Annotated in this window: 21 protein-coding genes; 10 read left to right on the top strand and 11 right to left on the bottom strand. The window is 72.7% G+C overall.

The features are described from left to right. The 4 genes from ACH5HR_RS01380 to ACH5HR_RS01365 all read right to left on the bottom strand — a co-directional run bounded on the left by ACH5HR_RS01380 (window position 1) and on the right by ACH5HR_RS01365 (window position 3328). A complete protein-coding gene (locus ACH5HR_RS01380; RefSeq protein ID WP_416475856.1) occupies window positions 1-444 on the bottom strand; it encodes a helix-turn-helix domain-containing protein in 444 nt (147 codons plus the stop codon). Next, the gene (locus ACH5HR_RS01375; RefSeq protein WP_416475854.1) at window positions 441-1376 is read right to left on the bottom strand and encodes a methylenetetrahydrofolate reductase; all 936 of its coding nucleotides are present in this window, start codon (window positions 1374-1376) and stop codon (window positions 441-443) included. Before ACH5HR_RS01375 ends, ACH5HR_RS01380 begins: the two co-directional genes overlap by 4 nt. Window positions 1377-1431: 55 nt before the next feature. Continuing rightward, the gene (locus ACH5HR_RS01370) at window positions 1432-1860 is read right to left on the bottom strand and encodes an META domain-containing protein (protein ID WP_402371823.1); all 429 of its coding nucleotides are present in this window, start codon (window positions 1858-1860) and stop codon (window positions 1432-1434) included. A gap of 85 nt (window positions 1861-1945) precedes the next feature. Further along, window positions 1946-3328, bottom strand: coding sequence for an NAD-dependent malic enzyme (locus ACH5HR_RS01365; RefSeq protein WP_402371825.1), 1383 nt, complete (start codon window positions 3326-3328; stop codon window positions 1946-1948). 87 nt (window positions 3329-3415) lie between these two features. Between ACH5HR_RS01365 and ACH5HR_RS01360 the strand changes: the two genes are divergently transcribed. After that, on the top strand, window positions 3416-4270 hold the full coding sequence (locus ACH5HR_RS01360; protein WP_416475852.1) for a phosphotransferase: 855 nt from the start codon (window positions 3416-3418) through the stop codon (window positions 4268-4270). A gap of 44 nt (window positions 4271-4314) precedes the next feature. Here ACH5HR_RS01360 and ACH5HR_RS01355 read toward each other — a convergent pair whose 3' ends face one another. Together ACH5HR_RS01355 and ACH5HR_RS01350 are read right to left on the bottom strand one after the other, a co-directional pair. Then, window positions 4315-5334, bottom strand: coding sequence for an LLM class flavin-dependent oxidoreductase (locus ACH5HR_RS01355; RefSeq protein ID WP_402371828.1), 1020 nt, complete (start codon window positions 5332-5334; stop codon window positions 4315-4317). A 7-nt stretch (window positions 5335-5341) separates the two neighbouring features. Next, the gene (locus ACH5HR_RS01350; protein WP_402371829.1) at window positions 5342-5869 is read right to left on the bottom strand and encodes a DinB family protein; all 528 of its coding nucleotides are present in this window, start codon (window positions 5867-5869) and stop codon (window positions 5342-5344) included. 61 nt (window positions 5870-5930) lie between these two features. Between ACH5HR_RS01350 and ACH5HR_RS01345 the strand changes: the two genes are divergently transcribed. Continuing rightward, the gene (locus ACH5HR_RS01345) at window positions 5931-6707 is read left to right on the top strand and encodes an alpha/beta fold hydrolase (protein ID WP_416475850.1); all 777 of its coding nucleotides are present in this window, start codon (window positions 5931-5933) and stop codon (window positions 6705-6707) included. A 71-nt stretch (window positions 6708-6778) separates the two neighbouring features. Here ACH5HR_RS01345 and ACH5HR_RS01340 read toward each other — a convergent pair whose 3' ends face one another. Continuing rightward, the gene (locus ACH5HR_RS01340) at window positions 6779-7528 is read right to left on the bottom strand and encodes an alpha/beta hydrolase family protein (RefSeq protein WP_416475849.1); all 750 of its coding nucleotides are present in this window, start codon (window positions 7526-7528) and stop codon (window positions 6779-6781) included. 172 nt (window positions 7529-7700) lie between these two features. Here ACH5HR_RS01340 and ACH5HR_RS01335 point away from each other — a divergent pair, with 172 nt between their 5' ends. The 6 genes from ACH5HR_RS01335 (at window position 7701) to ACH5HR_RS01310 (ending at window position 13139) form a co-directional block, all read left to right on the top strand. Then, window positions 7701-8180: a GNAT family N-acetyltransferase gene (locus ACH5HR_RS01335; RefSeq protein ID WP_416475846.1), complete on the top strand. Its 480-nt coding sequence runs from the start codon at window positions 7701-7703 to the stop codon at window positions 8178-8180. Window positions 8181-8201: 21 nt separating this feature from the next. Beyond that, complete coding sequence (locus ACH5HR_RS01330; RefSeq protein WP_416475844.1) at window positions 8202-8696, top strand: Rv1443c family protein; 495 nt, start codon at window positions 8202-8204, stop codon at window positions 8694-8696. 136 nt (window positions 8697-8832) lie between these two features. Next, a complete protein-coding gene (locus tag ACH5HR_RS01325; protein ID WP_416475842.1) occupies window positions 8833-9573 on the top strand; it encodes a CPBP family intramembrane glutamic endopeptidase in 741 nt (246 codons plus the stop codon). 88 nt (window positions 9574-9661) lie between these two features. Then, window positions 9662-11116 carry a tyrosine-type recombinase/integrase gene (locus ACH5HR_RS01320; RefSeq protein WP_416475840.1) on the top strand — a complete coding sequence of 485 codons (1455 nt, stop codon included), beginning with the start codon at window positions 9662-9664 and terminating at the stop codon, window positions 11114-11116. Window positions 11117-11256: 140 nt separating this feature from the next. Beyond that, window positions 11257-12285 carry a DNA-binding protein gene (locus ACH5HR_RS01315; protein ID WP_416475838.1) on the top strand — a complete coding sequence of 343 codons (1029 nt, stop codon included), beginning with the start codon at window positions 11257-11259 and terminating at the stop codon, window positions 12283-12285. Next, on the top strand, window positions 12285-13139 hold the full coding sequence (locus ACH5HR_RS01310) for an alpha/beta fold hydrolase (protein WP_416475836.1): 855 nt from the start codon (window positions 12285-12287) through the stop codon (window positions 13137-13139). Before ACH5HR_RS01315 ends, ACH5HR_RS01310 begins: the two co-directional genes overlap by 1 nt. A gap of 21 nt (window positions 13140-13160) precedes the next feature. Here ACH5HR_RS01310 and ACH5HR_RS01305 read toward each other — a convergent pair whose 3' ends face one another. Further along, on the bottom strand, window positions 13161-13682 hold the full coding sequence (locus tag ACH5HR_RS01305; protein ID WP_402371843.1) for an Lrp/AsnC family transcriptional regulator: 522 nt from the start codon (window positions 13680-13682) through the stop codon (window positions 13161-13163). Window positions 13683-13853: 171 nt separating this feature from the next. Between ACH5HR_RS01305 and ald the strand changes: the two genes are divergently transcribed. After that, window positions 13854-14966 carry an alanine dehydrogenase gene (gene ald, locus ACH5HR_RS01300; RefSeq protein WP_416475833.1) on the top strand — a complete coding sequence of 371 codons (1113 nt, stop codon included), beginning with the start codon at window positions 13854-13856 and terminating at the stop codon, window positions 14964-14966. Here the strand turns inward: ald and ACH5HR_RS01295 are convergent. Genes ACH5HR_RS01295 through galE form a run of 3 tightly spaced genes read right to left on the bottom strand, consistent with a single transcriptional unit; the run spans window position 14950 to window position 16580 of the window. Then, window positions 14950-15150 carry a hypothetical protein gene (locus ACH5HR_RS01295; protein ID WP_416475831.1) on the bottom strand — a complete coding sequence of 67 codons (201 nt, stop codon included), beginning with the start codon at window positions 15148-15150 and terminating at the stop codon, window positions 14950-14952. The two genes, ald and ACH5HR_RS01295, sit on opposite strands and share 17 nt — an antisense overlap. A 51-nt stretch (window positions 15151-15201) precedes the next feature. Further along, a complete protein-coding gene (locus ACH5HR_RS01290; RefSeq protein WP_402371847.1) occupies window positions 15202-15504 on the bottom strand; it encodes a hypothetical protein in 303 nt (100 codons plus the stop codon). A gap of 53 nt (window positions 15505-15557) precedes the next feature. Beyond that, complete coding sequence (galE, locus tag ACH5HR_RS01285; RefSeq protein WP_402371849.1) at window positions 15558-16580, bottom strand: UDP-glucose 4-epimerase GalE; 1023 nt, start codon at window positions 16578-16580, stop codon at window positions 15558-15560. A gap of 293 nt (window positions 16581-16873) precedes the next feature. Here galE and ACH5HR_RS01280 point away from each other — a divergent pair, with 293 nt between their 5' ends. After that, a complete protein-coding gene (locus ACH5HR_RS01280; RefSeq protein WP_416475829.1) occupies window positions 16874-18127 on the top strand; it encodes an ATP-grasp domain-containing protein in 1254 nt (417 codons plus the stop codon). The last annotated feature ends 111 nt before the right edge of the window (window positions 18128-18238 follow it).

Below are 18238 nucleotides of genomic sequence, written 5' to 3'. Positions count from 1 at the left end.
TCACGCTAGATGCGCCCGTACCCCCGGCGCTTCTCGATTCCTGATCGGTCTGGCGACCTGCTTCGTCACGCACGAGGGCAGCTCGGCGGTGTCCTGGGCCCGTCGCCGGTACTCGCTGGGCGGCATGCCGACCAGCTCGGTGAACCGCGTGCTGAACGTGCCGAGGGAGGAGAAGCCGACCGCGAAGCAGGCGTCGGTGACGCTGGAGCCGCGGCGCAGCAGCGCCATCGCCCGTTCGACCCGGCGGGTCATCAGGTAGCTGTAGGGCGACTCGCCGTAGGCCGCCTTGAACTGCCGGCTCAGGTGCCCGGCCGAGAGGCCGGCGTCGGCCGCGAGCGCCGGCACGTCGAGGGGTCGGGCGTACTCGCGGTCGATGCGGTCGCGCACGCGGCGCAGCAGCGCGAGGTCGCGCAGGTGCTGGTCGGCGGCGCTGCGGCTGCTCATGACGTCGATGCTGCCGTGCCGGTCGTGGCGCGCAGGTGCTTGGCCAGGCGGACCGACGCCTCGATCTCGGCGCGGCGGATGGAGACCGACTCGACGTTGAACCCGTACGGGATCTCGTGGCGGGTGCAGAACTGGGCGAGGTCGTCGGCGATGGCTGTGCACTGGTTGAACGAGGTGGTCAACGCGTCGTCGGTGTGGCGCAGGTCGTTGCGCATCCAGCGCGGTACGTGCACGCCGAGCCATTCGAGGAACTCGAGGGTCTTGGGCGAGCCGCACACCGAGAGGGTGAAGACGACGGGGACGGGCTTCTGGCCGCGGTCCTGGCAGGCGTAGTGGTAGTCGGAGACCATCGACTTGGCGGCTCCGACGTCGTAGACGACCTGGGTGACGAAGAAGCCGACTCCGGCGTCCTGCTTGCGGCGCATGCGTTCGTGCTCGTCGCCGCGGGACTCGTGGCGCTCGGGGATCGCCACTCCCCCGAGAGCCAGGTCCGGCGCGTGCTCGCGGCACAGGCGCTGGGCCTGGCCGAGCGTGGTGCGCACGGCGCTGTCGCTGGTCGAGGCACCCACGAACACGGTGCTGACGCGGTCGGGGTCCTGGGCGGCGGCCCAGTCGGTGAGCTCGGTGGGGCTGTACTTGCCGGTGCTGCGGTAGACGACCACGGGGCGTTCCCAACCGGTGAGGTGGCGGGTGCGGAACTCGGCGGGGTCGAGGGTGGGCAGGTAGGGGAAGGGGCGTTCGTCGGGGTTGCGGTCGGTCTCGTCGTCGATGTCGTACAGCACGAGCGCGTCGAGGTCGAGGTCGGCCAGCCGTTCGACGGTGCGGTCGGCGATGCGTTGTGCCTCGGCGGGGGTGGTGGTGCGCCGCGGTGGGGTGATCGCGAACATCAGCAGCCCGTCCGTGCGCCCGCTGGACTGCTCGGTCAGCTCCATGTGTGCCTCCTGCGCCTCGGTCGTGGCCCGGGGGGTGGGGATCCGCCGGGCAGGGTCAGGGGCGGTCCTGCTCGACGAGCGTCACGGTCGCGTCCGGCCCGGTGAGCGTGAGCGTGCCGTCGTCGAGGGCGAGCGTCGGTTCCGCGCGCAGCAGCTCGCTGAACCAGGCTTCTTGGTCCATGAGCTCGTCGGAGCAGGCCATCATGGTCGATCGCATCTCGCCGGTCAGGCGCAGGGTGCCGTCGTCCCAGGTGGCCGGGGCCGACATGCTGTTGCAGCCGGGTTGGGCGCCCACGGAGTCGTCGGTGAAGGCCAGGACGATCTCGGTCCCCTCGGCGAGCTCGTGGCCTTCGACGTCGGTGGCGACGAAGGTGCGGCCGGCGACGTCGCTCGGGCCGCCGGCGCAGGCCGCGAGCGCCGTCGTGGCGAGCACGGTGGTCAGCAGGGCGGCGAGGAGGGGGCGGGGGGCGCGGCGTGCGGTCACGGGGCCAGGCTAGTGCCGGTGCTCGGCCGGCGCTCGCAGGCGGCGTCCCCCGCCTGGCTGGCGGTGGGCGAGGCGGGTGCCGGGCTCAGTCGGCCTGGACGGCGCGCACCGCCTCGGCGACCGCTTCGGCGACGCGGTGGTCGAAGACGCCGGGGATGACGAACGCACTGTTGAGCTCGTCGTCGGCGACGACGTCGGCGATGGCCAGGGCGGCCACGCGCATCAGCTCGGTGGTGATCTGGGTGGCGCCGACGTCGAGCAGCCCGCGGAACAGGCCGGGGAAGGCGAGGACGTTGTTGATCTGGTTGGGGTGGTCCGAGCGGCCGGTGGCTACGACGGCGGCGGTCTCGGCCGCGGCGAGGGGGTCGACCTCGGGGGCGGGGTTGGCCAGGGCGAACACGATCGCGTCGTCGTTCATGGTGGCGATGTCGGCGCCGGTCAGGATGTTTCCGGCGGACACGCCGATGAAGACGTCGGCGCCGTCGAGGCCTTCGCGCAGGGTGCCGGTGAACCGTGCGGCGTTGGTGTTCGCCGAGATCCAGTTGCGGTGCGGGTCGCCGTCGAGGGTGTCGGGTCCGAGTGCTCCCCCACGGCCGAAGGCGACGATGTGCTCGGCGCCCTGGGCCTTGAGCAGGCGGATGATGGCGTTGCCTGCCGCGCCGACGCCGGAGACCACGATGCGCACCTGCGACAGCTCCTTGCCGACCACCTTCAGGGCGTTGACCAGGGCGGCGAGCACCACGATGGCGGTGCCGTGCTGGTCGTCGTGGAAGACGGGGATGTCGAGCTCGTCGCGCAGGCGTGCCTCGATCTCGAAGCAGCGCGGCGCGGAGATGTCCTCGAGGTTGACTCCCCCGTAGACGGGGGCGATCGCCTTGACCACGGCGATGATCTCCTCGGTGTCGGTCGTGTCGAGGCACACCGGCCAGGCGTCGACGTCGGCGAACTGCTTGAACAGTGCGGCCTTGCCTTCCATGACGGGCAGGGCGGCGGCCGGGCCGATGTCTCCCAGGCCGAGCACGGCGGTGCCGTCGGTGACCACGGCGACGGTGTTGCGCTTGATCGTCAGACGCCGGGCGTCGTCGGGGTTGTCGGCGATCGCGGTGCACACCCGTGCCACCCCGGGGGTGTAGGCGCGCGACAGGTCGCGGCGTGTCTTGATGGGCGCCTTGAGCGCGATCTCGATCTTGCCGCCCAGGTGCAGCAGGAACGTCGAGTCGGACCACTTGAGCACGTGCACCCCGTCGAGGGCCTCGAGGGTGGCCACGACCTGTTCGCTGTGCTGGGTGTCGACGGTGTCGCAGGTGACGTCCACGACGAGGCCGTCGGGTGTGGAGTGGGCGATGTCGACGCCGGTGACTGCCGCGCCGGCGTCGGCGACCGCGCCGACCACGGTGCTCGTCGCGCGCTGGGAGGCGGGGACCTGCACGCGCAGGGTGATGGTGTAGCTGGGGCTGGGAAGAGCCACGATGCCTTCCTTCTCGGGCGGCAGCGCTGCCGCCCGGTGGGACCGATGTGTCGGGGCCAGTATGCCGTCGGCGGGTACCGTGCACGGGTGACCAGCGACCTGCCCGGCCTCGACGGCGTCCAGCACGAGCTCGTCACGTCCTGGTTCGGTGCCGTGAGGCTGGTCGCGGACCACTCCCGGGGGCCGGGGGACGCCGCGGTGCTGCGGCTGCGCGCCGAGGACGGCACCGACGTCGCGCTCAAGGCTTCCGGGCCTGCCGACCATCACCTGGATCGAGAGATCGTCGCCCATCGGACGCTGCTGGCGCCGCTGGTGCCGGGTGGGCGGGTGCCGCGGCTGCTGCACGCCGACCGCGAGCGCCACCTGCTGGCTACCGCGTGGCTGCCGGGCGACCTCGTCGAGGGCGGTGCGGCCGAGCGGGAGCCGGACACCTACCGGCAGGCGGGCGAGCTGTTGGCGTGCCTGCACGCGCTGGGTACGCGTGTGGACGGCGACTGGGAGGCGGCGCAGGACGCGCGCGCGATGCGGTGGCTGGACTCGCCGCACCGCATCGACGTGGCGACGACGGAGCAGTTGCGTGCGGTGGTGGCGGCGCACGCCCACCCGCCGGTGCGGGTGGTGCCCACCCACGGCGACTTCCACCCGCGCAGCTGGGTGGTCGAGGACGGCGTGGTGCGTGTCATCGACTTCGGCCGCGCGGGCTGGCGCGCGCCGTGCACGGACTTCGCCCGCCTGCACCGTCAGCAGCTGGCCGGGCGCGAGGACCTGGCGTCGGCGTTCGCGGCCGGCTACGGGGGCGACCCGCGCACCGGTGACGTCTGGCGGCGCACCCTGGTGCGCGTGGCGATCGGGACGGCGGTGTGGGCCTACCAGGTGGGTGACGCCGCGTTCGAGGCGCACGGTCACCGCCTGATCCGCGCGGCCCTGGCGCAGGTGGGCTGACGTCGGGGCGACGTCACGTCAGGCGGGACTGAGCGGCCGGCCCGCTAGCGCCAGCCGAGCGCCGGCGCCACGTGCGCCACGACGTTCTCCATGACGTGGGCGTTGTAGTCCACACCGAGCTGGTTCGGCACCGTCAGCAGCAGGGTGTCCGCGGCGGCGATCGCGCTGTCGTTCTCCAGGTCGGCCACGATCTCGTCGATCTCGCCGGCGTAGGTCTTGCCGAACCGTGCTCGGCCGCCGTCGATGATGCCGACCTGGTCGGTGGACTGCGTCTCGAGGCCGAAGTAGGCGCGGTCGCGGTCGTCGGTGATCGGGAAGATCGAGCGCGACACCGACACGCGCGGCTCCCAGCCGTGACCGGCGGCGGCCCACGCGTCACGGAAGCGCTGGATCTGCTCGGCCTGCAGCGCGTGGAACGGCACGCCGGTGTCCTCGGTCAGCAGCGTCGAGCTCATGAGGTTCATCCCCTGGGCGGCCGTCCACTCGGCCGTGGCGCGTGAGCCCGCGCCCCACCAGATGCGCCGACGCAGGCCCGGCGAGTGCGGCTCCAGACGCAGCAGCCCGGGCGGGTTGGGGAACATCGGCTGCGGGTTCGGCTCGGCGAACCCCTCGCCCTCGAGCAGCTCGAGGAACCGGGCGGTGTGCCGGCGGGCCATGTCGGCGTCCGACTCCCCCGGTGCCGGGACGTGACCGAAGTGGCGGTACCCCTCGATCACCTGCTCCGGTGATCCCCGCGAGATGCCGAGCTGCAGGCGCTCGCCGGCGATGAGGTCGGCGGCACCGGCGTCCTCGGCCATGTAGGCGGGGTTCTCGTAGCGCATGTCGATCACGCCGGTGCCGATCTCGATGCGGCGGGTGCGCGCCCCGACGGCGGCCAGCAGCGGGAACGGGCTGGCGAGCTGGTGGGCGAAGTGGTGCACCCGGAAGTAGGCGCCGTCGGCCCCGACCTCCTCGGCCGCCTCGGCCAGCTCGATGGACTGGGCCAGGACGTCGGCGGCGCTGCGTGTCGCCGAGGACGGGTGGTCGGTCCAGTGGCCGAAGGACAAGAACCCGATGCGCTTCATACCGGCGTCAACGCCCCGGAGGGGGCGACATTCCCGGATCCTGGGCCAGGAGCTGCTCGCGCAGGATGTCGGCGTGCCCGCCGTGCTGGGCGAGCTCGCGCAGCACGTGCAGGTAGACCCAGCGCAGCGGCAGCGGGCCGCGGCGGTTGCCGCGCACCAGGTCGTCCAGGTCGAGCGTGGCGGCGCGCTCGCGCGAGGCCGCGCACACCTCGAGGTAGTGCGCCCGCACGGCGTCGATCGTGTCCCGGTCGGTCAGGTCGAACGACTCGTCCGGGGTGGCCGGGATGCCGATGTCGACCCGCGAGCGCCTCGTGATCGCCTCGTCGAACCAGACCTGCTCGACGAACGTCGCATGCTTGACCAGGCCGAGCAGCGTGGTCTTGGACGCCACCAGACGCCGCCGCACCTGCTCCTCGGTCAGTCCGTCGAGGCTCTTCGCCAGGTGCCGTCGGTGCTCGTCGAGGAACGCCTCGAGCTGTTCACGCAAGGGCGCGGAGCGCACGTCGGGGCCGATCGTCGCGGGGTCCGGTGACATGGTACGAGCGTAGGCGGGCCGCTCGCGTGCCGACGCCGCGGACGCCGCGTAGCCTCGACGCGTGATCCTCGCTCACGACGACGTCGGCACCGGTCCGCCCGTCCTGCTCGTCCACGCGGGCGTGGCCGACCGCCGCATGTGGGAACCTCTGGTCCCCGCACTGAGCCACGCCTTCCGCGTGATCCGGCCCGACCTGCGCGGGTACGGCGACACACCGCTGCCCGGCGGCGAGTACGCCGACGCCGACGACCTCGCGGCGCTCCTGAACCACCTGGACGTGCCCGACGTCGCCGTCGTCGGCTCCTCGTTCGGCGGGCAGGTCGCCCTCGAGCTCGCCACCGCCCACCCGGCCCGCGTGCGCCGGCTCGTCCTGCTCGACCCCGCCTACGACGGCCTGGCCCCGACGCCGGCCGCCCAGGCGTTCGACGACGCCGAGACCCGGCTCCTGGAGGCCGGCGACATCGAGGGCGCCGTGCGGCTCAACGTCGCCACCTGGCTCGGGCCCGACGCCGACCTGTCCGTCCGCGAGGCGCTCGCGGCCATGCAGCGCCACGCGTTCGAGGTCCAGCTGGCCGCCGACGCGCGTGAGGACCCGCCGGCGCCGCACCACGTCGAGGTGGACCCGGCCGCGATCGCGGTACCGACGCTGGTGGTCAGCGGGACCCGGGACATGGACCACTTCCAGCACGTCGCGGCCCACCTGGCCGAGACGATCCCCCGGGCCGAGCACCTCGTCCTCGACGACGCCGGTCACCTGCCGGCGCTCGAACGCCCCGACGCGGTGCGCGCCCTGCTGCTCGACGTGCTGCGCGGCGACCCCGCCGTGCACGCACCCTGAGGCGGACCGGCCTCGTACCCGTACGGACGAGATCTGGGTCCGGCTCAGGACGCCACCGTCGGTGGACGCGATCAGCTCATGCTTCCCGTGCCGAGGTGCCGGGTGAAAAAGCGGATGGCACTGTCGATCTCGAAGTGCGGCACCTGGTGGTGGCCACCCCCGTTCGCGTGGAAGGGCTTCTCGGTGGTGGCGAGGGCCTCGAAGATTCTCATGGCGCCGTCGCGAGGAACCTCCTCGTCGTCCCACTGCACCAGGAACTCGACCGGGACGGTGACCCGCGCCGCAGGGCGTGTGAGCCACTCGTTGCCGGTCAGGCCGACGACCGCAGCCATGATGCGTGGTTCGACCGCGGTCAGGCGGATGCCGATCTCGCTGCCCTGCGACACGCCGTGGTATCCGACCGGCTGGTCTCGACCGACCGTCTCCAGGCTCTGGAGAGTGTCCAGGGTCGCCCGCCAGTCGGGGACGAGCTCCGCCGCCACCGTGTCGCACAGCTCCGGCCATGCCGAGCCGACGGGCGTGCCGTTCGCCGTGCGATCCTCGATCGTCGCCACGAGGCGCCGGATCGTGGGATGACTCGGCCGGTCACCGGTTCCGGGTGCGTCGATCGCGGCGACCGCGAAGCCGCACGACCGGACGAACGGGATCGCCCTGGCGAGCACGCTCCCCTCCTTCTTGTGCTGACCGCCACCGTGCCCGACCAGGACGAGGGGCCGAGGCCCTGTCGCTGCCGAGGGAGTCCAGAGCACGCCCGGGACGTCCCCCACCGCAAAGATCTGCTCACGGACACCGTCAGCGACGGTCTCTCGGGTGATGCGCACGCTGCCACGTCAGCACGAGGGGTACCGCCAGGTCCATCGGTTATCGACGCGCGGTCCACGCGCGTCGGCTCCAGGGTCGCGGGGGCCGGCACCCGCGCGCGGCTGGGACGCACCGAGTCCGACCGGCCGGCCGGGACACACCGTCGAAACATCGCCGGGCGATGATGGGGCCGTGACCATCGCGGTCGACTCCCCCGCGCGCGACGATGTGCGCACGCTGCTCGACGAGCACCTGGCCGACATGTTCGCCACCTCGCCGCCCGACTCCGTCCACGCCCTGGACCACTCGGCGCTGCTGGCGCCGTCGGTCACGTTCGTCACGGCGTGCAGTGCAGACGGCCCCCTGCTGGGCTGCGGCGCGCTGACCGAGCTGGTCGGCGCTGCGGGCCCCGGCGGCGGCCACGGGGAGCTGAAGTCCATGCGTACCGCCCGGGCGGCTCGTGGCCGCGGGGTGGCGACTGCTGTGCTGGCTCGTCTGCTCGACCTGGCGACCGCACGCGGCTACGCCCGCGTCAGCCTGGAGACGGGCACGCAGGACTCCTTCGCTCCCGCCCGCCGCCTGTACGCCCGTCACGGGTTCGTCGGGTGCGGCCCGTTCGCCGACTACGTCGAGGACCCGCACAGCACCTTCATGACGCTGACGCTGCCCTGATGCCGCACTAAGGTCTCAGTCATGGACTGGCGACGTCCGGTGGTGACGATCAGCGAGCTCGACGCGCCGCGGTCGGTGCTGTGGCAGCACGCGACGTCGTTCGCAGGGATCAGGGCCGAGCTGTGGCCGTGGCTCGACATGACCACTCCGCGCGGGCTCCGGGCACGACGGCTCGACGAGATCGCCCCGAGCGCTGGCCTCGGGCGGAGCGTGCTGCTCCTGGGCGGGCTGCTGCCCGTGGAGTACGACGACATCGTGATAGCTGACCTCGAGCCCGGCCGGCGCTTCCTCGAACGCTCGTCGATGCTGACGTCGGTGTTGTGGGAGCACGAGCGCGTGGTCGAGGACGGGGAGCGTGGTGCGGTTCGGGTCCGCGACACCGTCCGCTTCCGGCTCCGCGCCGTGCCGAGGCACGTGCCCGGCGTCGAGCGCCTCGCCCGGGCGACGGTGACGGCCCTGTTCGAGCATCGGCACCGACGCCTGCGCCACCACTTCGGTGTCCCGGAGACGGCCTGACCGGGGGGTCTTCCGCCCTCGACACGGACGCCGCGCTGGCACCGGGCGGCATCGCACCGCCCTCGCGGTGCGTCGACCACCGCTGACCGTTCGCCTCCTCGTCGTGCTGCTCGGTGCGATGTCCGTCTGGGCCCTGATGAGCTGGCCTAACGACACTGTCGTCACCGGCGACCTGACGGTCCCGGTCCGTGCGATGAACGCCGTGCTGATCAGTGCGCTCGCCGTGCCGCTCGTGGTCGTCGCCCGGCGTCGTCTGGATCGTCGCCCCTGGGCGGGGCTCGGACTGGATCGGCTGTCCCGGGCGGCCCGCCCGTTCCTGGTGGGCGTCGCCGCCTTCCTCGTGCCGTCCGCGATCGGGCTGACGGTGGCTCTGCTGACCGGATGGACCGACCTGCGACCTCAGGTGCCGTGGTCCACGATCGTCGGATGGGCGGGCCTGCTCGTCGTGCTCGTCTTCTTCTTCGAGGCGCTGCCGGAGGAGCTGATCTTCCGCGGCTACCTCCAGCGCAACCTGATGACCGCGATGGCGCCGTGGGCCGCCGCCATGGTGCAGGCAGCGCTCTTCACCGTGTTCGGTGTGGCGCTGTGGGTCGCCAGCGCCGGGTGGGGAGTCCTGGCCGAGCGGGGTCTGCTGTTCTTCGGGTTCGGCGTCGTGCTCGGCCTGCTCCGGCTCCAGACCGGCAGCGTGTGGACACCGATCGGGTTCCCTCTGGCGTTCCAGGGGGTCGCGCAGAGCCTGCTCAGCGACCGGATGAGCACGAGCAGCAGCGATGCCCTGATGCTGTCGGCGTTCGTCAGCGCGTTCGTGCTGGCGACGACGCTCATGGCGTTCTGGTCGCCGCGTGCGGTGAACTGGTCCCGTCCTGAGCCCGAGTGAGACCACTGCACGGTCGAGGTCGTGCCGGGTGCGGTCTGGCGAGAGTCCTCGCAGGTCAGGGCGGCCCGACTCCCAGTAGGGTCGGCCCATGGCCTACACGGAGAAGCGCGGTACTCGCGGTGGCGCGGCCTCCTACGTGGGCCGGTTCCGCGTCGACGGGCGGCTGCGCAGCACCCGTGCGTTCCGCTCGCGCCGTGACGCGCTGGCCGAGGCGCGCCGGGCCGAGGAGGCCGGCAAGCTCGGCGCCTGGGTGGACCCGCGCGGGTCGGCGATCGCGGTGGCCGAGTGGTTCGACGACTGGCAGGCCACGAGGGCCGACCGCGCACCTCGCACGCTGGAGGCGGAGCGTGAGCGGTTCCGCTCCCTGGTGGCGCCGACCTTCGGCGAGGTACCGCTGCGCCGCATCACGCACGACGACGTCACCCGCTGGGCGGCCGGCATGCGGGCACCGCGCAGCGGCGAGGTGGCCTCCCCGGCCAGGCGGCGCGACGCCGTCCGGCTGCTCGTGGCGCTGCTCGACGCGGCCGTCGACTCACGGCGCCTGACCGCGAACCCCGCTCGCACGCCGTCCGGCAAGGTCTCCGGACTCCCCCGGGCGCCGAAGACCAAGGCGCACCGCTACCTGAGCCACGAACAGCTGCGCCGCGTCGCGGACGCCGCACGCACCCACCAGGGCCGGACCCTGGTGCTGCTGGCCGGCCTGACCGGCCTGCGCTGGGGCGAGCTCTCCGCGCTGCGCACCGGTGACGTCGACCTGCTGCGCGGGCGCGTCGTGATCGAGCGCGCCTACACCCGGCTCGACGACGGCACGCTGCTGCTCGGCGACACCAAGACGCACGCCCGCCGTGAGGTGCCGGTGCCCGGCGTCCTCGTCGCGGACCTGTCCGTGCTGCTGGCCGCCCGGGGCTCCGGCCTGCTGTTCGTCGGGCGCGACGGCGGAGCGTTGCGCCGCGAGAGCTTCGACCGCAACGCGTTCCGCCCGGCGGTGCGTGCCGCGGGCGCGGCGGTCACGACGCTGCAGGAGCTGCTCGGGCTGCGGGCCACCCGCCTGGTGGACGCGGCCACCCTCGAGCAGGTCCGCCGCGTCCAGGAGCAGGCCGGGCTCCCGGCCACGGGTGTGGTCGACGCCGCCACCTGGGAGGTGCTCGTCGAGGCGGACCGCCGGCGGCGCGACGACCTGTCCCGCGCCGCGAAGATCGCTCGGACCCACCGGCTGGAGGTCGCGGCCCGGCTCACCCTCGGTGCCGGGGCGGAGGACTTCGCGCCCTTGACCCTGCACGACCTGCGCCACACGGCCGCCTCGCTGGCGATCGCCGGCGGCGCGAGCGTCAAGGCCGTCCAGCGCATGCTCGGCCACGAGTCTCCCGTGCTCACGCTGCGCACCTACGCCGGCCTGTTCGAGGACGATCTCGACCGGTTGGGCGAGGCGATGTCCGCGCAGTTCGCAGCGCAGGACTTTGCATCTGGTGCTCACCATGTGCTCATGGAGGCCACTGAAGCGACGCCCGGCGTCCGTCAGCTGCCTCGCATTGCAGCGCGCTGACCTGCACTGATACGTCTCGACGGACTGACGACCGGATCGTTGCGCACCCGCTTTGGAAAAGCGGGTGTCGGTAGAAGAATGCCAAGAGTAGTAGTAGTTTGACCGCACTTCTCCTATTCCTCCCACGGCAGGACGTGATGATGACCGAGACGATCGCCGCGGCAGCCCCGGCGGACAGGCCGGTGCACGACTCCCCCGGGCACGAGGACCGCCCGGACGCCGAGCCGCCGCCGGTCACCGCCCGAGACCGGGTGTACGCCGCCGCCGACGCGCTCCTGGCCGAGGACGCCGCCGTCACCGTCACGACGGTGCGCGAGCGCGCGGGCTGCTCCAACGCTGTCGCGACGACCTACCTGCGCCGGTGGCGCGCCGACTGTTCGGCGGCCGAGGCGGAGGCGGCACGGCTGCCCGAGCTGCCCCGCGGCGTCGGGCTGCTCGTCGAGCGGGGCGTCACGGCGCTGTGGTCCGAGGCCGTACGCACCGCCCGGGCCGCCCACACCGCCGAGCTGACCCAGGCGCGCGAGCAGCTGGACGCCGCCCGCGAAGACGCCGACCGGGTCGCCGCACTGCTGGACGGCGCCGAGGCCGAGCACGCGGCCACTCGTGCCGACCTGCTGGCGGCGCACGCGGAAGTGGAAACCTTGGCAGCGCGGCTGGACGAGACGACCGCCGCGCGCGACGAGGCGCGGGCCGAGGCCGCCCAGGCCGTCGGGCAGGCCGCGACGTGGGGCACCGAGCTCGAACAGACTCGCTCCCAGATCGCCGACCTGCGCGGCCGCCTCGCCGACGCGGAGCGCGGCCGGGCCGAGCAGGCCGAGGCCCGCGCCCAGGCGCAAGGATCCGCGGAGGGCACCCGCGAAGCCCTGGCCGAGGCCCGGACCGCCCTGGAGCGCGCGCGGGCCGCGAGCCTGCGGGCCCAGGAGGACCGGGCCCAGGCCGATGCCGACCGCACGGCCGCGCAGGCCGCGGTCGCGCGTCTCGAGGGCGAGACCAGCACCTTGCGCGGTGAGCTCCAGGAGGCCCGGGATCAGGCCCGCCGGGCGGAGCGCGAACGTGCCACCGAGGCCGCGGCGCGGGCTCAGGCCGAGGGTGAGGCAGCCGGGCTACGCCTCGCCCTCGAGGCACGCGGCGCCGACGCGAGTACCTCCGAGTCCGGGAGCCAGGACTGATGGCCGTCGCGCCCGGCACCGGGCTGGAGCTCGAGCGCCGGTTCGCCTGGCGTGGACGCGAGATCGCCTGGACGGCCGTCGGGTCGGGGCCGCCGCTGGTCATGTGCCACGGCACCCCGTGGTCCTCCTGGCTGTGGGCGCCGTTCGCCCGTGCCCTGGCCGCCGAGTTCACCGTGCACCTGTGGGACATGCCCGGGTACGGCGTCTCGTCCAAGGACCCCGGGCACGAGGTCGACCTCGGCACGCAGGGCGAGGCCTTCGCCGCGCTGCTGGAGCACTGCGGCCTCGACGCACCGCACGTGATCGCCCACGACTCCGGCGGCGCGGTGTCCCTGCGTGCCCACCTGCTGCACGGCCGGGACTACGCGTCCTTGTGCCTGGTCGACGTGGTCGCGCTGCGTCCGTGGGGATCGGTGTTCTTCACCCTCGTGGCCGAGCACGCCGACACCTTCGCCCGCCTCCCGGAACCCGTGCACCGCGGCGCGCTCGAGGCCTATGTCGCCGGCGCGAGCCACCGCGGCCTGCGCCCCGACGAGACCGCAGCGATCCTCGCCCCCTGGCTCGACGCCGTCGGGCAGGCCGCGTTCTACCGGCAGGTCGCCGAGGCCGACGAGCGCTTCACCGCCGAGCTCGAGCCGCACCTCGGCGAGATCACCGCGCCCACCCACATCGTCTGGGGCGAGCAGGACACCTGGATCCCGCCGGACCGCGCCGAGCACCTGGCTGCGGCCATCGACGGCAGCACGCTCACGATCGTGCCCGACGCCGGGCACCTGATCCAGCTCGACGCCCCGGTCGCGCTCGCCACCGAGCTGCACCGCTGGCTGACCGCCGCCACCGCGGGCGCTCGCTGACCTGCTGCCCGCGAGCCGGGATCAGTACCAGCTCGCCCGGGCGTGCTCGAAGATCAGGTTCGTCTCGGTCAGTGCGACGCCGGGGTTGGTGGACAGGTTCTCGATGACGAAGTCGTTGAGTCCGTCCGAGTCCGGCGCGGCGACATGGATGAAGAAGTCGTGCGCCCCGCCCAGCAGGTAGACGTTCATCACGCCCGGTAGCTCGGCGAGCTCGCGCAGGAACGCCTTGAGCCGCGACCTGGCGGTGCCGTGCATCCGCACCGCGACGATCGCCTGCAGCGGCCGGCCGGCCAGCGCCGGGTCGACGTCGGCGTGGAAACCCCGCACCACCCCCTCCTCGCGCAGTCGTCGCACCCGGGTCAGGCACGTCGACGGCGCGATCCCGACCCGCCGGGCCAGCGCGTTGTTCGCCAGGCGGGCGTCCTCGGCCAGCGCCGCGAGCAGGCGGTGGTCGACGTCGTCGAGCCGCAGGGGCGCCGCCGAGCGGCGTTCGAGACCCGACTGGCCGCCGACGCGCGTCCGAAGATCGTTCGGGCCGACCACCCTGTCCGGCCTGCCTCCTGAAGCATCCGACACCATCTCGCCAACCTACCGAACGATCACCGAATCTGTGGCGTGCAGTCGAACTTCTGCCTCACACTGGACGTGAGCGCCGTCACACCCCGACGCGCACCAGCACGCTCCGACCGGAGCCACACCTGAAGGCGGCACACCATGCGCATCGCGGTTCCGAAGGAAGTCAAGAACCACGAGTACCGGGTGGCGATCACCCCGGCCGGGGTCCACGAGCTCACCGCGCACCACCACACCGTGCACGTGCAGTCGGGCGCTGGACTCGGGGCCGGCGTGAGCGACGAGGAGTACGCGGACGCAGGCGCCGACATCATCGGCGACGCCGACGCCACGTGGGCCGCGGGCGACATGGTGCTCAAGGTCAAGGAACCCGTGGCCGAGGAGTACCACCGGCTGCGCGAGGACCAGCTGCTGTTCACCTACCTCCACCTGGCGGCCGACAAGGTGCTCACCGAGGAGCTCCTGGCGCGCCGCGTCACCGCCGTCGCCTACGAGACGGTCCAGACGGCCACCGGATCGCTGCCGCTGCTCGCCCCCATGTCCGAGGTCGCCGGCCGGCTCGCCACACAGGTCGGCGCGGCCACCCTGCTCAAGGCGGCCGGCGGGCGCGGGGTCCTGCTCGGCGGCGTGCCGAGCGTCGCCGCCGGGCACGCCGTCATCATCGGCGCCGGGGTGTCGGGCATGAACGCCGCCCGCATCGCGGTCGGCATGGGGGCACGGGTCACCCTGCTGGACACCGACGCCGACGCGCTGCGCGCCGCGGACCGCGAGCTCGGCGGGCGCGTGCAGACGCTCTCCTCGAACCGGCTCACCCTCACTCATGCCGTGCTGGAGGCCGACCTGGTCATCGGTGCCGTCCTGGTCGCCGGCGCCAGGGCTCCCGTGCTCGTGCCCGACGACGTCGTGGCCCGCATGCGCCCCGGCGCCGTGCTCGTCGACATCGCCATCGACCAGGGCGGCTGCTTCGAGGACTCGCGCCCCACGACGCACGAGCACCCCACCTACGGCGTGCACGACTGCGTCTTCTACTGCGTCGCCAACATGCCTGGCGCCGTCCCGCGCACCTCCACCTACGCCCTGACCAACGTCACCCTGCCCTACGTCGCTGCTCTCGCCGACCACGGATGGCGCGACGCGCTGCGCGCCGACGCGACGCTCGCCCACGGGCTCACCACGCACGACGGCGTCGTCACTCACCCGGGCGTCGCCGAGGCCCACGGGCTCGAGCAGGTGCCGCTCAGCGACGTGCTGTGACGACCCCTGCGTGCCGACGTCGCGGCGGCAGCGGTACGCGGTCCAGGTCGGCGGACACCGCTACCTCACCGTCGAACACCTTGCGGGCCTCGCGCTCGAAGGCGAGCGGCAGCTCGGCCGGCTCGGCGTACCGCTGGGAGAAGGGCGTCGGCACGAGGTGGCGGACCTCGGCGCTCGCGGCCACCGACGCCGCCTGCCGGCACGTCAGGATCGTGTGCTTGACGTCGTCGCCGGCTCAGGACGCCAGGGCGTGCCCCACGGCGCGGACCAGGCCGCTGGTGCTCACGGCACCTCGGCGGTATCGGTCGGCCGCCACGGACAGGGCCTCGGCGACCTGAGGCCGCACTCCGGCGAGGTCGGGACGCCACACGTCGCGGTCGAACACGGCGGTGCGGCGTGCCGGGCCGCGGCGCAGACGCCCGGCCAAGGGCTGGACCGTGGCGGTGGCCGCTACCTGCCGACGTGCCGGCATGGGCGCCCGGTACCGCGCGCCAGGGTTCCAGCGCTGGTCAGGGCGGGTGCGGCCGTCGTCGGTCATGGCACCATCCTTGCGCCCCGGGATGACGCCGCGCAAGCGGTCGGACGGCCGGCTCAGGAGTCCGGGAAGCCCTGGGGGTTCGCCGACTGCCAGCGCCAGGTGTCGGCGCACATGTCGTCGATGGTCTTGCGGGCGTGCCAGCCGAGCTCGGTGTTCGCCCGGCTCGGGTCCGCCCAGAACGCCGGCAGGTCACCGGCCCGGCGCGGACCGACCTCGTAGGGCAGCTCGCGGCCTACAGCCCGTTCGAACGCCTTGATCATCTGCAGCACCGACGTGCCGGTACCGGTGCCGAGGTTGAACGCGCGCACGGGCGTGGCCATCGCGTCCAGGTGCTCCAGGGCGGCGACGTGCCCGGCGGCGAGATCCTCCACGTGCAGGTAGTCGCGCTCGCAGGTGCCGTCGGCCGTGGGGTAGTCGTCGCCGAACACCGTCAGCTTCTCGCGACGCCCGACAGCGACCTGGGCGATGAAGGGCATGAGGTTGTTCGGGATGCCCTGCGGGTCCTCGCCGATCTCTCCCGACGGGTGGGCGCCGACGGGGTTGAAGTAGCGCAGCAGCGCGATCCGCAGCCCGTCGGTCGCGGCGGCGACGTCGGTCATGATGCGCTCGATCATCACCTTCGTCTGCCCGTACGGCGACGAGGACGACAGGTGCTCCCAGTCCTCGCGGTAGGGCACGGGAGCCCGCTCGCCGTAGACCGTGGCCGAGGAGGAGAACACGAGCCGGTGCACGTCGTGGCGGCGCATCGCCGCCAGCAGCGACAGCGTCGAGTCGAGGTTGTTCCGGTAGTACTCCAGCGGCTTGGCGACCGACTCCCCCACGGCCTTGAGTCCCGCGAAGTGCACCACCGCGTCGAAGCGCTCGTGGGCGAACAGCAGGTCGGTCTTCTCGGCGTCGGTGAGGTCGATCGCGTGCACGGGCACGTGAGTGCCGGACAGCGCCTCGAGCCGGCCGATCACGGCCGGCTTGGCGTTGGAGAAGTCGTCGACGACGACGACGTCGTGACCGGAGGCGACCAGGGAGAGGACGGTGTGGGAGCCGATGTAGCCGGCGCCGCCGGAGACGAGAACGCGCATGGCGCCGAGCCTATCGCGCGCCTGGCGCCGTCCTCGACGACCGGGCAGGTCACGTTGTCGACGTGCAGCCTAGTTTGTCGATTCTTGCAGGTAGGTTGCTTAAGCCCAGCTAGATGGCGCGACCGGCGCCGCGCGGGTGTGCATCGGACGGTGACATGCCCTGACGACGTGCGGTCGTCCCCGGCATCCCGGGGGCGTCGCGGGCTCCTACTTCGCGGTTCGGGACATGGGAGGCTCGAACCCCAGGCCAGAAGGCACGTGCCGCTGTCTGCGGCGTCGACGATTGGTAGGGCATGACAAGCATCGAAGCTCCTCGGCAGACGCCCCCGGCATCCACTCATCCCCTCGCGGTGGTCCTGCATTCCCGTCAACCGCTCACAACCGATCTCACGGCGGTCTTTCCGGTGGAGCAGTGGGACACGGTGGTTCTCACCGATGCGGACGCCGAGGCCGTGATGCGTGAGGACGCGCCGGGCCCGCCTCCGCGGGTGCACCGCGCTCCGCATACCGCGTGGGCCGACGTCATCAGGGACGTTGCCGGCACTCGGCCGGTGCAGATCGTCACCAACGACGAATACTGCCTGCTCACCTGCGCAGAGCTGCGCCGCGAGCTCGGGTTGACCGCCCGGCACCCTGCATGCCCTGAGCGATACATCGACAAGGTCGTCATGAAGGAGCGTCTCGATGCGGCCGGGATTCGCGTGCCGCGGTTCCTGGCCATTCCCGACGACGGAGCGCGGGAATTCGAGACGGTGTACGGGGAAATCCTGGCGCGCCTGGGACTGCCGGCGGTGGCGAAGCCACGCAGGGAGGCCAACTCCCGGGGTGTGAGCATCCTGCGCACCGAGGCAGAGCTGCGGGACTGGCTGTCCGAGCATCGTGGGGAGTCCGGCTGGCAGGTCGAGGAGTTCCTCGACGGGACCTTCCACCACGTGAACAGCCTGGTGACCGAGGGTACGACGACTCCGGTCCAGACGGGCAGCTATCTTGGGCCACTGCTCGACCTGCCCGCCGGGCGCCGCCTCGGAGGGTGGACCGTCGCGCACGACAGCACACTGGCCCGGCGCGCCCAGGACCTCAACCGCGCCGTGGTGGCCGCGCTCGGGGGCGAGGGGGCGTTCGTGGTGCACACAGAGTTCGCCGTCATCGGCGAGGACGAGATGGTGGTCGTCGAGGTGGCCGCCCGCGCTCCCGGCGCCCTGGTGTCCGAGCTGGCCCGGCTGCATGCCGGCTTGAACCTGGAGGAGGTCAACCTCGCCCTCCAGGCAGAACTGCTCGCACCGGAGCCCGAGTTCACAGGTGTGCTGGCCGCCTGGGTATGGGTCCCCGTGATGCCAGGCGAGCGGTACCGCAACACCCCGCGGATGCGCTCTGAACAGGTTGTGCACGTGAGGCAGGCGGCACGGAAGACCCACACGGACACAGAGGGCGCACTCGGGGTCTCGGCACTGTTGTGGACGACCGATTCCTCGGCCTTGGCCGCCGATGTCGAGATCGCGGCCACCGCCGAGTGGTGCGCGCAAGAGGATCGCGTCGATCCCCGGTGATCTGTGGTTCGGACGGCGCACGGACGAACGCCTACTTTGCGCGACCAGCGCGCCACGCCCGAGATCGAGCAAGGTGCAGCCGCGTGTCCGCGCAATCTGCGCTGCATGTCG

The sequence above is a fragment of the Isoptericola maris genome, assembly GCF_048065335.1.
Taxonomy (GTDB): domain Bacteria; phylum Actinomycetota; class Actinomycetes; order Actinomycetales; family Cellulomonadaceae; genus Isoptericola; species Isoptericola rhizosphaerae.
Note: the sequence above shows the minus strand (reverse complement) of the source record. Positions and strands in the feature narration are given on the sequence as shown.